8 protein-coding genes are annotated in these 13,664 nt (G+C 32.8%); 5 read left to right on the top strand and 3 right to left on the bottom strand.

All coding sequences use genetic code 11. The annotated features are described in order from the left end of the window. Positions 1–157: 157 nt before the first annotated feature. The 5 genes from B3L86_RS01580 to B3L86_RS01560 all read left to right on the top strand — a co-directional run bounded on the left by B3L86_RS01580 (position 158) and on the right by B3L86_RS01560 (position 10,118). Positions 158–1,876 (top strand): tetratricopeptide repeat-containing sensor histidine kinase, encoded by a 1,719-nt coding sequence (locus tag B3L86_RS01580; RefSeq protein ID WP_291114305.1) that lies wholly within the window; start codon positions 158–160, stop codon positions 1,874–1,876. Further along, positions 1,873–2,628 carry a LytR/AlgR family response regulator transcription factor gene (locus B3L86_RS01575; protein WP_291114304.1) on the top strand — a complete coding sequence of 252 codons (756 nt, stop codon included), beginning with the start codon at positions 1,873–1,875 and terminating at the stop codon, positions 2,626–2,628. The genes B3L86_RS01580 and B3L86_RS01575 overlap by 4 nt, the downstream gene beginning before the upstream one ends. A gap of 68 nt (positions 2,629–2,696) precedes the next feature. Further along, positions 2,697–4,064: a hypothetical protein gene (locus B3L86_RS01570; RefSeq protein ID WP_291114303.1), complete on the top strand. Its 1,368-nt coding sequence runs from the start codon at positions 2,697–2,699 to the stop codon at positions 4,062–4,064. Further along, complete coding sequence (locus B3L86_RS01565) at positions 4,064–6,259, top strand: OmpA family protein (protein WP_291114301.1); 2,196 nt, start codon at positions 4,064–4,066, stop codon at positions 6,257–6,259. The genes B3L86_RS01570 and B3L86_RS01565 overlap by 1 nt, the downstream gene beginning before the upstream one ends. Next, entirely contained in the window at positions 6,249–10,118 is a 3,870-nt protein-coding gene (locus B3L86_RS01560; protein WP_291114299.1) for a WG repeat-containing protein, read from the top strand. Before B3L86_RS01565 ends, B3L86_RS01560 begins: the two co-directional genes overlap by 11 nt. Before the next feature lie 2 nt (positions 10,119–10,120). Here the strand turns inward: B3L86_RS01560 and radA are convergent, their stop codons facing one another. The 3 genes from radA to B3L86_RS01545 all read right to left on the bottom strand — a co-directional run bounded on the left by radA (position 10,121) and on the right by B3L86_RS01545 (position 13,660). Continuing rightward, a complete protein-coding gene (gene radA, locus B3L86_RS01555) occupies positions 10,121–11,482 on the bottom strand; it encodes a DNA repair protein RadA (protein ID WP_291114297.1) in 1,362 nt (453 codons plus the stop codon). Between the two features lie 5 nt (positions 11,483–11,487). Then, the gene (locus tag B3L86_RS01550; RefSeq protein ID WP_291114295.1) at positions 11,488–12,636 is read right to left on the bottom strand and encodes an alpha/beta hydrolase; all 1,149 of its coding nucleotides are present in this window, start codon (positions 12,634–12,636) and stop codon (positions 11,488–11,490) included. Between the two features lie 61 nt (positions 12,637–12,697). After that, positions 12,698–13,660 carry a lysylphosphatidylglycerol synthase transmembrane domain-containing protein gene (locus tag B3L86_RS01545; RefSeq protein WP_291114293.1) on the bottom strand — a complete coding sequence of 321 codons (963 nt, stop codon included), beginning with the start codon at positions 13,658–13,660 and terminating at the stop codon, positions 12,698–12,700. Between the last annotated feature and the right edge of the window lie 4 nt (positions 13,661–13,664).

The raw sequence follows: 13,664 nt of genomic DNA, 5'->3' as shown, positions 1-13,664 counted from the left end.
AACCCAATTTTGACTTGGTGAAATCGTTTTTTTAAGCCAAATTAATTTTCGTACTTTACACTATACTTTATAGGTTATGTATAATCAATTGAAAATACTACTACTTCTTTTCTTTTTCCCTTTGGTAATAGTGGCTCAAGACACGACCAAAACGAAAATGAGTACATCTTCCGTGAGCAAAAAAGCGATAGAACTTAAGGAAACTTTGTCTGAAAGTAACCCTAATGCAACGGCAGATAAATATGTGGAGTTGGCTGTCGAATTGGATAAAAAAGGCGATTATACTAAAGCCGAAGATTATTTGAAAAGAGCTTTACCCCTTTATCAAAAGCAAAAAAATAAAGATAAGGTGGCATCGACTACACGAATGCTGGCACAAATTCAGGAGAAGCAAAAAAAGTTCAACCAAGCCATTTTGAATTACCAATCGGCCAGTGAAGAAGCGGTGGAGGTGGGTTATTCTAAAGTTAATTCCAATGATGCGAGTCGTTTGCAAAACACCAATCCGAGAGTTCAGGCTGACTATTTGGATTCCAACATTAAGATTTTAGAGAAAGAAGGAAAAAAAGAAGAAGCTGCCGAAGTGTACAAACAAAAAGCGGAGGTAGATTTAAAGTCCGATAACAAAGGTATGGCGATTGAAAGTTATGAAAAAGCCATTGCCGTTTCTAAAGATAAACCTGAAGAAGTGTTGAAATTGAAAAGTGAGATTTCAAAAGTCTATGCTTCGGAAAATAACTTGGATAAAGCGATTGAAATTACGAAAAGCACGATAGCGGAAGCAGAAAAACTCGGAAGTGTTTCACAACAAATTGAGCAGCAACAAACGTTAGCGGGTTTGTATTTTAAAAATGAAAACCAAGATGATGCCATCGTTTTGTTAGAAGAAACCTATGATTTGGCTTTAAAAAACGGACGTACTTTTGATGCTAAGAAAGCGATGTTGGCTCTTTCGGATCATTACAGAGCACAAGGCAATCAAACGAAAGCGATTGAATTATATGACCAATTTCTGAATGATTTTGATCGAATGGTTCAAGCGGATAGTTCGTTGGTCGATTCGAAAATTTTTCAAGTTACTGAAGAAAAAATCAAGCAATTAGAAAAAGAACGTGCGTTGAAAGATGAGTTAATTACGAAGAAAAACAAGTTCAATTATGTGTTGATTGGTTCCGTTATTTTGATGTTGATTTTATTAGGATTGATTGCGAAAGCGTTGTTTTCTATCAAAACCAAGAATAAAAAAATTGCATTGCAATCGCTTCGAAGGGAAATGAATCCGCATTTTATTTTTAATAGTTTGAATAGTGTGAACCAATTTATTGCTCAAAATAATGAGTTGGAAGCCAATAAATATTTGACATCGTATTCCAATTTGATGCGTAATATGATGGAAACGTCAAACAAAGATTTTATTTCGTTATCCAATGAATTAGAGCAGATTAAGAAGTATTTGGATTTAGAACATTTGCGTTTTCAGGACAAATTTGTTTATGAAATTGTGGTGGATGAAAAATTGGATACCGATGCGATTTTGGTTCCGAATATGTTGATTCAGCCGCATTTGGAGAACGCCATTTGGCACGGATTGCGTTATCGAGAAACTATAGGGAAATTGAAAGTGACTTTTGCGGAAGAAAATCAATTGATTAAAGTTTCGATTGAAGATGACGGCATTGGCGTTGAAAAAAGTCGAGAATTGAAAACGCAAAATCAAAAAGTGCACGAATCCAGAGGATTAAACAATGTAGAAGAACGGATTAATTTGCTGAACGATTTATATCATCAACAGATTTCTTATACCATTTCGTCGGGAACTGATGGCAACGGAACCTTGGTCACGCTTTATTTTTCTAAAACCACCAAAGTAGCATGAACGATTTTCAAAAAATAAAAAGTGTCATTGTCGAAGATGAATCGGCTGCTCGCGAAGCGTTGAAAAATTATTTGGCAAAATATTGTCCGCAAATCGAGATCATTGGCGAAGCACAAAACAGTCGTGAAGCCATTCCGTTGTTGCACGAACTACAACCGCAATTGGTTTTTTTGGATGTAGAAATGCCGTTTGGCAATGCATTTGATGTGTTAGAAGGATGTAAGGATTTGCATTTTGAAACCATTTTTGTTACTGCTTTTTCGGAATATTCGTTGAAAGCGTTGAACCAAAGTGCGGCGTATTATTTGTTGAAACCCATTAGCATTGAAGAATTGATTTTGGCCGTAAACAAAGTGCAACAACAATTGATGCAACAGGAATTGTTTAACCGAAATCAAATCATCGTACAAAATTTCCGCGAACCCAAAATCGAGAAGCAACAAGTTATTTTACCCACGTTAGAAGGTTTTGAAGTCGTCAAAATGGAAGAAATCGTTCGTTTGCGAGGCAATGGTAACTTTACAGACATTCATTTGTCCGATGGATCCAAAAAAATGGTCTGTCGTTTTTTGAAACACTTTGATGAAATGTTGGATTTTCCGTTTATGCGGGTGCACAAATCACATATTATCAATTTGAATTTTGTGAAATCCTATCACAAATCATTAGGTGGTTATGTGACACTTTTTGATGAAACGGAGATTGAGATTTCTGTGAATTATAAGGAGGAGTTTTTGAGGAGGTTTAGGTGAGGTTTCAAATTAATTAATTTCTCCCAACCTTTTACTCTTTTTACGCATCTTATTAGAAAACCCTATTGATGAACAAGCTTATTACATTTTTTATTTCATTTCTACTTCCTTTGTTTGTGCTTGGTCAAAGCAATGTGCTTGGTATTGAAACAAAATCCATTAATCAATATTTAACGTTAGAAAAAAGAGAGGGAGGTTATGTTTTTAAGGGCATTAACGGAAACGAATCGCAAAAATATGATTATGTCAATTTTTTTAATGATGGTTTTGTCGAAACGAGAATTATTGTTCCATTGACTGAGGAGGAAATTCAACGACGAGCTAATTTAAATAGAGTATATGATAGATGCGGAAGTTATTATAGATCTAATGATATCACTCAAACCGTTCATGTTTTACAGTTAATGGTGGAATTGAAACTAATTGACAACTATCTTTTTCTTCCCTTTTTTCCTGTGTTAGAAAGGGATGATCTTAAAATGAAAATGATTGAAGATATTGGTACTGCAGGCAAAAATGGGAAATATGCATTGGTTAACATTAAAGGAGAAATTTTATCTGATTTCAAATACAATAATCCTATTTATGATAATAACTCATGGCGAAATAATTATTTTGAAAAAGGGAAATTGATTTCGGTTATATTGGATAAACATTCCGGAAAAGAAATTTTTGTCACACAAGACAGCATCGTTCAGTTTTGGGATTCGGAGAATTATTTATTGAAAAATAAAGCAGGTAAGTATCATTTAACTTTTCAGTCTAAAAAACAAAAAGTAAATCCGTTGTTTCGATTTGTAAAAGCTTTGCCAACAGAAAGTAGTTTGTTTACGTATCACAATTTTTTAACTAATGAAAGTGGATTTCTCACTTTAAAAGGTGAAAAATCAATCACCAATTTAATTCCATTTACCAATTTTTATAAAGGACATTGCATTGTTGTTGAAGTCATCAAAGAAGAGCAAAAAAAGAATTATTATGGCGAGCTTTTACCTCAAAAAATTACCCGAGTGCTAAAAATTGTCAATGAAAATTTTGAAACGGTAAAAGAATTACCGGAAGTGAATTATGTTAGTGGAAATTCTTTTAACCGCTTCGGACAAATCATTGCCACGAGTCATAAAGCAAGCAACAATCACTTTGTGTTGGATTATTTGGGAAATCATATTATTCCTCCAAATCAATTTGACAATCGACTCAAAGAAGTTTTTGAAGGTTTATATGAAGTGACAGATTACGCTTACACTAAAACAAAAGAAAGTCAGTACTACGAAAATTTTTACAACCAAAAAGGCGAAAAATTATTTGAAGATAATTCTCCATTTAAACATCAAAATTTATGGTTGAAAACAAAACCCGAAGTAAATTATCTCACGAGCTATGGTCAAGTTGTACTTACTTTAGACAAAGAAAATAACATCATTCCCAGAAAATAATGAAAAAGAGCTACTTTATAATTTTATGTTCGTTGCTAAGCTATTCATTCGGCTATAGTCAAGAAAAATTTCAATTGCTTTTTGAAACAAATTTAGCTGAAATCAGCACTGAAAATGAAAAGGTTTTGAATGAAAAAGTAACCTTGTTCAAAGCAAATTTCTCGGCCAATTACAAAATAGAAATTACTGGCCATACAGATGATGTCGGCAGTTTGTTTTTCAACAAAAAACTTTCAGAAAAAAGGGCTAAAGCGGTTGCTGATTTTTTTGCAAAAAAGGGCATTCCAAATTATAAAATAAGCCCAAAAGGTGTGGGATATAATTTTCCCGTTGCCGACAATGATTCGGAAGAAGGAAAAACAAAAAATCGTCGGGTAGAGGTGCAATTTGTTTACGAAAATGAATTAAATCTGCTATCGATTAAAAAGTTTAAAAAGAAACCAACCTCGTATTTTTTTGACAGTCAAGTTGAAAAACTCATCACTTATTCTTTCGGAACAAAGATTAGTATTCCGAAAAATGCTTTTACCGATGAAAACGGGAATGATGTTTTGGGAGAAATTGAGATTCGATATGAAGAATACCGAAAACCGATTGATTTCATTTTATCCGGAATACCGATGCATGTTGACCAAGATAATCAAAGAAGCTTTTTTAATTCGGGAGGGATGTTTACGATGTTAGCGTTTCAAACCGGAAAGCCAATTCATTTAAAACCTTCCAAAGATGTTGTAATTGATTTTAAACTCACTGAAAATTTACCAAATTTAAACTTTTATGGTTTAGATAGTTTATCAAACAAATGGACAGAATTTGGGAAAATAACAGATGGAAATGGCGATCGATTACAAAATTTTTTTGTTTGCGGATCCTATCAGGAAGAAGAGCAAAAATGTAATTTAAGACATTGTGAATCTTTAAAACTCATTCACAAAAGAGGAATAGAATACGCCGAAAGTAACGTTTTACTTTCTGATTTGGCTAATCTCACCGATCCGGCACATTTTGAACGAGTTCAACAAGCGATTGAACGTAACAAAGAAAAAATCGTTTCCAACACTCACCGAATAAATGTTTACAACAAAAAACTCAGTCAGCACAAAACGCGATTTGTATTGAAAAAAAGTGAGAAAACGCCATCCACAACTTCATTTAAAATTGAGGTGGAGCATCCTTCAACTTCTGAAAATAAAAAATTAGCCAAATACAATTGGGAGATTTCAAACGAAGAAATCACCAACGAAGAAATTATTTTTGCTTCAAAATGGATGTATTGTTTGGTTGAAAAAAACAAAGACGACCACTATACTATTACTTTGAAAGACACTTCGACTCAAGTGGTTTTGAAAAATGCTTCACTAGATGTTCCCAACAGAATAAAACGTAAAAAGAAAGGAAAGCACTTGGAAAATTTGATTTCTAACTTCAATGAGCCTGCTTTTAATCAAAACCAATCCGATTCAATTAAAGAGAATCTTATCGTTCAAAAAAACAAAATTGAAAAAGATTTACAAATTTTAGGACGCTATCGAAAAGGCAGTTTTGATCGAGAAGAAAATCAAAAAATAATCGATTCGCTTGACTGTTTTTCCTATTACAGTCGAGATATTAAAACTAAAAACGAACAATCCATGGACTTAGAAACCTGGTTGAACTATTTTGATGAGAATAAAAAAATGATGTTCGAACGTTATTCCGATTTACCTGAAAATGAAGCGTATAAAAAATGTATTGAAGCCGAATTGGAACGAGAAAGAGAGCGTTTACGGAATTTAGAATTGCTCAAACAACTGGCCACGGAAGGTGTAAAAGAAGATAACTTAATGCAAAGCATCAGCATTACTAATTTAGGTTCTTATAATTTTGATGTCATCATCAACAATCAATTTCCGCAAGTTCTTTTTGCAGAATATCGAGTTAATTCTACCAAGATTGAGCCTGCATTTATTTTTCTGATCAACGAGAATATAAATGGTGTTTTTAGGTTTGATCAAAATAGAACAGATTATAATCCATCCCGATTTATTTATTATCCCAGTTCAAAAAACACTTTATTAGTATTTGATCAAAACGGTGAAAGTTATTTGTTTTCTGCCAAAAAATTCAACTTGCTGAACTCAGGGAATTCAAATCAACCCAAGATTTTAAATTTAGAGAAAATTAAAAACAAACAAATGTTAGAAAGTGAGTTTTAAAAAATCTTTTTGCCTATTTCTTTTATTTCAATTTTTTGGAACGATTTGTTTTGCTCAAAAATTAACGCAAACACCTGAATTTATTTTACATCAAATTGATGAAGGGAAATTTGAAGAAGCTCTCACTGATTTAAATCAAATTCAAGACCCGCAAACGCTAGAAAATACAACCGTTAATTTGTACAAAACTTTTGTTGAAAATATTTTAAATCATAAATTTCATTCAAAAAAAGTAATTCAAGATGCTCTTTTCAAAGTTTATGTACAATCGAAGCACATTAAAGCACAAGGTGTTTATAATAGCTTAGAAAAAAAGTATGTTGTTGCTCCAGTTTATGATTCCATTATTGTTTATCCCTATTTTGAAAAACAATTCATCAAGGTTTTTAAAAAAAAGCAACAAGCCTTATTGGATGTTGATGGTAACTTGATTATTCCTTTGGGAAAGTATGGCAATATCTATCCCATTTCACATGAACTTTTTGTAGCAGACAAACGAACAGAACATAAACATTTTATTCAAGCTCCTTTTAGCATTTTCAATCTTCAAGGCGAGTTGATTCTTGACAACCAAAATTTAGATCAGCATCAAGGTCGAATTGACATTCCGCATTTCATTCAAACTCGTGATTCTATTGGAAAAGTAACTATTTTTGATGTTAAACAAAAGAAAGTAATTTATGAAAATTTAGCGTATTGCCTTGATAACACCTATGCATTTCACAATAATGAAATAGCTGATGTAAACCTTGAAGCAGAAACACAACGATTTGTTTTGATGAAAGCAGAAAACGGAAATTTTGTGTATCATGTTGTGAATGATGAACTTGTTCAACTCAAGGAATTTGATACCTATATTGATAATTTTACTGATTTGACTTTTCTTGAAAATAAATTATCGAGTTTAATCAACTTAAAAAAGAATGTCACGTTAAACGAAAATCAATACGGAGATTATGACAAGTATATTATTGTAAAAAAGAACAACAAGTTTGGGATTTACAATTTATTTCGAAACACATTTTATAAACAACCCATTTATGATAGTATTTCGCCTATTGGAAATACTTTTTATCAAGGAAAATGGATGAATTTGATTTTTGGTAAAGAGATAATCAAACCCTTTTTCAATACTCGTCAAGGACTACTATTTAAAGAAAATAACAAAGTGGGCTTACTCGATTACCATGGAAACATCATTGCTCAACCCATTTATGAAGACATCAAAAAAATAGGACATTCTTTGTTTTATTTAAGAAAAGGTAAAAAATGGGGCTTCATTAACACTGAAAAAGATGCCATTCTGGTAGAACCAAACTATGATTATTTTGATAGAGATGAAAATTATAATTTGAATGCGTATCAAAAATTAAAAGTTATCAAATACACAGAACTAGGAAAAAAAGTCATGCCGAATACGCTTGTGGATTTTGATGTCCAATATTCTAACTTTGAAAATGACCTTCGTTTTAATGTAGTTGAATATAATAACCCAGAGCGACTACGTTTTCAAAAAAATGGTCTTTATGGTTTGGCTGATTCATATAAAAATGAAATTGTTCCACCAATTTATACTTCCATAAGTTTATCATCTAATAATAATTTCTTAGTTACAAAAAACGAAACATTATTCGGATTAATTGATGAAAATGGGAAACAATTAATTCCGCCAAATTACTTAACTATTGACGGAGACACTTTTTCTAGAGAAAATTTGTATGTTGTAGTGAATGATGAAAACGTCAAAGCCATTTTTAATGGTTTTGGAGAGATGGTACATCCTTTTTCAATTCATGAAATTAAAGCAATTAAAAATGTAAATGACACATTAAGTTACAGCATTATTTTTGAAGAAATTGACACGCATCCGGTGACATTTAGTGTGAATCAAAACGTAATCAAATCGTATGGCGATTCAGTTTTAAAATTGGAAAAAGGTACTGTTTTCAAAGTTGATTTAAACGCAACTAATTGTTACTTTTTATCCAAAGATAAGATTGCTTTTGCCAGTAAAAACAACAAGTTTTACGGTTTTTATCATTTATTAACCGGAGAAAAATCATCTGTCAACTATTCCGGTTATATGGAAATGAACGATAGTCTTTTAATCGTTAAAAAAGGCAATAAGTTTGATACGTTGTTGGATAATTCATTTGCTGAAACCCCATTGCCAAAACCATTTGATTATAAAGAAAATAACAACTACTTTTTCAAAGAAAACAACGTTTATGGCGTAATGAATCATCAGCTTAAAGAAGCTAACTTTAAGTATCCGGTGCTAAAACCTTTCTACAAATACAGGGAAACTATTTTTTATTCCGAAGAATTTAAAACCAAAGCCAATACTTTCTTCTTGTTTTCATCTAATGCAGCTAGTAAAAAGCTCGGTTTAATTGACTTTTCCGGAAAAATTATTGCAAAACCAGAACGTTTTGACGCTATTCATTTATTGTTTTTTAAAGAATATGAAAGTGAAAATGTTTTTAAAACAAATGAATTTTTAAAGCCTTATAAAGACAAACTTTTTTATGGTGTTACCAATTTCGATTCTAGTTCACAGATAACAATTTTCACGGAAGACAATACAATAGTAACACAATTCGAAAAAGAGAGTCAACAAACGTGGCGTTTTGCTAAATACAATCAAGCGATTATTCTTCAAAATTCAAAAGAAATAGAAATTTTACCTTTAAATAAAAAAGGAAAATCATTGACGATTCCGGTTGGCAATTTTCAAGAACGGGAAGATGGGAGTTATCTAAACAGTATTTCTTTGCCAAATAATTTTCAAAAAACAACTATTTATGATGCTAATGGTAAAATTTTGTTTGATAAAACCTTTGACAGAAAAGAAGGTATTTCTACTATTAATTATGAAAATTATATTGCTATCAACAAAAACAAATATGGAATTTATAACGGAAAATCTGAAATAGTTGTTCCTTTCAACTATGATTATATCGAAGAAATTAATTCAAAAACTTTTATTGCAAAACGAAATACTAAATTTGGAATAATTGATAATGAAAATACCGTTTTACTTGATTTTGCCTATGATACAATTTCAAAAAAACCACAAGTTGGAAGCTCTCGTTTTGATACGAATACTTTTTTAAATGCAATAGAAGTTGAAAAAAATCACTTGGTTGGATTACTCGATGTAAAGAATTTCAAAACTATTATTCCCGTTTCTTTTGATGCTGTAAAAATTCATTCCTACAGCCTAGTTGCAAATAAAGATTCACTACATGTTGTTTATGATTTTAAAGGAAATGAATTGTTCAAAGCAAATGTTGATAGTATATCTGTAGAAGAATATTCCGGTTTTAAATTTTTCAAAAAAGGAAAAGAATTTTTTATGAATAAAGAAGGAGAAATTGTAGTTGCAAATCCGAATAAATATGTTTCGTATGAACAAAAATTGAAATTAGAATATTGCGTTGAAAAAGAAAATAAGTACTATTTATTTCACAATGATCAAATTATTCATTCCATTCCTATTTCAACTATTTATGAGCAAAATATTGAAATGGAAGATGAAAAAACTGTTGATTTTCTACTTATTGAAGACGAACAAAAAAAGTTGGCTTTGTTTGATAAAAGCTTAAATAGTATTCTTCCGTTTGCTTTTGATGAAATCAGTTTTACAAACAATTTGGATTTTTTAATTGTAAAACAAAAAGGAAAATTTGGTGTTGTAAACTTTAAAAATCAAATCATTATTCCGATAAAACATGACCAAATTGAATTTGATAATGGACAACAATTATTTAAAGTAAGAATAAAAGATATCAACTATAAATTGTCACCTTTAAATAAGGTTTTAAGTAAAAAACAGATTGAAAAAGAAATAGATTAAAACTACCCAAACAATTCCCCCACCACATCTTCAATCTTCGCCACTAATTTCACTTGAATTAATGTGTCTTTCAATGAAATTTTATTGTATTTCGATACAAAAATCGTTGAAAACCCTAATTTCTCCGCTTCCAAAATGCGTTGTTCTACACGGTTCACGGGGCGAATTTCTCCTGCTAATCCCACTTCTCCTGCAAAGCAAAAATCTTTACCAACGGGAATATCTTCGTTGGAGGATAAAATGGCGGCAACAACTGCCAAATCAATCGCAGGATCATCGACAGAAATTCCGCCTGTCACATTTAAAAAAACGTCTTTTGCTCCTAAACGGAAACCAGCACGTTTTTCTAAAACCGCCAAAATCATGTTGAGTCGTTTGGCATTGTAACCGGTTGTGCTGCGTTGCGGCGTTCCGTAAACTGCAGTGCTGACTAAGGCTTGAATTTCAATCATCAACGGCCGCATGCCTTCTAAAGTGGAAGCAATTGCCGTTCCGGAAAGTTCTTCGTCTTTGTGTGAAATCAGAATTTCTGATGGATTGGCCACTTCTCTCAAACCGGAACCTTGCATTTCATAAATGCCAATTTCTGCCGTAGAACCAAAACGGTTTTTGAGCGAACGTAGAATTCGGTACACGTGGTTTCGGTCGCCTTCAAATTGCAAAACGGTATCTACCATGTGTTCCAAAATTTTGGGTCCGGCGATGGTTCCGTCTTTCGTAATATGACCAATCAACAATACCGGAACATTCGTTTCTTTAGCAAATTTGATAAGTTCCGCCGTGCATTCGCGAATTTGCGAAATACTTCCGGCAGTGGATTCAATATAATCGGTATGTAAGGTTTGAATAGAGTCAATAATCACAATCTCCGGTTCCATTTCCTGAATTTGTTTGAAGATGTTTTGCGTTTTGGTTTCCGTAAGAATGAAACAGTTTTCATATCTGTTTTCAATTCGTTCGGCACGCATTTTTATTTGTTTCTGACTTTCTTCACCTGAGACATATAAGGTTTTATAAGGTAATTTTAAAGCAATTTGAAGTAACAACGTACTTTTCCCAATACCGGGTTCACCACCCAAAAGGGTTAAAGAACCGGGAACGATTCCTCCACCAAGCACTCGATTCAACTCGCCATCTGAGGTGTCAAGACGAATTTCCTGAGTCGAATCAATATCTTTTATTCGAAGTGGTTTAGGAGCTTTTTTGGTTTCGGTTGACGAAGGTTTCCAACCCGATTTTTCTTCTTTTTGAATCACTTCTTCCACAATGGTATTCCATTCGCTACAAGCATGACATTGGCCTTGCCATTTAGAAAATTGAGTACCGCAATTTTGACAGAAGAAAGTCGTTTTAATTTTTGCCATGGGTATTACTGCATTTTCTTCATTTCCTCTGATTTGTCAAACATCATGTCTTTGTTTAAATCGCCAATAGGTTCTCTGTTAAAGGCATTGATATAGTATTTTTGAGCTCTTTTATAATCTTCTTTTTTCTCAAACATCAAGGCCAAATGATAGTCCGGCAACATAGATTTTGGATAATGTTTACGGGCTAAAATGGACAATTCATCAAACTCATTGTACGCTTTGTTTCTCAAAATTGCGGCTTCAATCGCTTTAAAATCATTCAAACGAATGGGCATTTTGATGTTTAAAGATTTTTCAAGCGTTTCATATTTATCAGACAAATAGGTTACATAACCACTTTCCATTTTGACGATTTTTTCTTGAAATTCCACGCTAGTGATGGGTTGGTATACGGCGAAAATCTGATATAAAGCATTAGGAATGGCGTGCAACACTAACGAATAATGGGAAGCCCCTTTGAAATCATCAAATTTATAATTGAATCCCGTTTTGGTGATTTTAGACAAGCCTTCATCCAATTTTTTAATACGGGTTTGCATTTTTTTCAAATCACCATCGGCAGTAGCATGGTAGTAAAAAATCGGTTTTGTGATTTGGTTGATTCTTTCCGGCAAGCGGTTTTCCATTTCGGTAGGAAGTTCCGGACTCAAAGAAATATAGGCATCAAATAGCGGGGTTTCTTTATAAAGGTAAATGTTCAAAAAACCGGCAGTTGTGTCATGACCGGCAATTATTTTGAAGGGAGCGATTCGGTAATTTTTTTCAATGTAGGGGACCAGTTCGGTACCGATAAACTCAAAGAAGAAATTTCCTTTTTCTTCCGGAAGTCCGGTTTCTTTAGAAACTTCACAATCGTCATAACGTTCGTTGTTTTTATTTTGTGAAATGGCCACAATAAAAACTTCGGGTATGTCGTCCCAATAATTTGAAAAATCAAAAGCTCCTTGAAACGGATTTACTAAATATTCGCCGTCTAACAAAACGAGTAACGGGTATTTCTTTGTTTTATCAGCATTGTATGACTTGGGAACAACGATAGTAATTTCTCTATCTTCTCCTAGTTTTTTTGAAGTAAATTGTTCGGTACTTTTTTTTTGTGCAAATGAAGTAGCAACTAGTGCTAAAAAAGTAAAAATGAGTGCTTTTTTCATCATGACTCGTTGCTGTTTAGAGATTAAAAAATAATTTTTAAAGCAGGAGCAAGATACTAATTTATTTGTTTTTATGCAGGATTGGTAAGATTAAAAAAGACAAGAGTCCTAATGCAACTATCATAAGGGTTTGTGAAGTCCAAACAATCCAACCAAAAGCATTCCCGGCAGTTTCGGGAACGGCATAAACCAATAAAATTTTTGAAATTAAAAAAGGGTAGGCACCAAAACCACTATTAGTGACTGTGATAGCAACGCCACCTGTAATAAATGCCATCAAGACAGCATTAAAACTCAAATTTGAAGTTTCGGGTAAAGCAAAAATAGTGACATAAAACATCAAGATGTAACAACACCAAATGAAAAAAGAGTGGAAAATAAACCAACCCTTTTTTTTCATGGAAAGCACACTTTGAAGGCCCTCCATCAGTCCTGAAAGTTTAGCTTTAAGGGCGAGAATCCATTTGTTACTTGATTTTTTATAAAGCCATAATGCTATGCTAAAACCGGCTATAACCACAAAAGCCAGCAGTCCTAATTGTTTTACAGAAAGATGATCTAAAACAAATTTTTTAAAAATATCGTATTGAAGAAGTATTGCCAAAGCGATAAAACTCAATAAGAAAATAAAATCAACAATTCTTTCTGCAATTATAGTTCCGAAGGCTTTGTCAAAAGGAACGTCTTCGTATTTTTTTAAAACTAAAGCCCTACTCACCTCTCCGGAACGTGGAATGGTCATGTTCATAAAATAGGCAATGCAAACTGCCATAAAGTTGGTACTTAGTTTCGGTTTGTAGCCTAACGGTTGGAGTGCGAAACCCCATCGGTAGGCTCTTGAAAATAAGGCCAGCATTCCAAAAAACAAAGAAATCAGAATGTACCAATAATTGGCATTTTGAAATTGAGCCTTTATTTCCTCTATCTGTTCCGGTGTAAATTTGTCATAGGTATATCCAATTAAAAAGACCCCCAAAGCAATTGGGAGCAATATGGATAACCATTTACTAATTTGATTTTTCAACGGA

Source organism: Flavobacterium sp. UBA6135 (assembly GCF_002428305.1).
GTDB lineage: Bacteria > Bacteroidota > Bacteroidia > Flavobacteriales > Flavobacteriaceae > Flavobacterium.
Note: the sequence above shows the minus strand (reverse complement) of the source record. Positions and strands in the feature narration are given on the sequence as shown.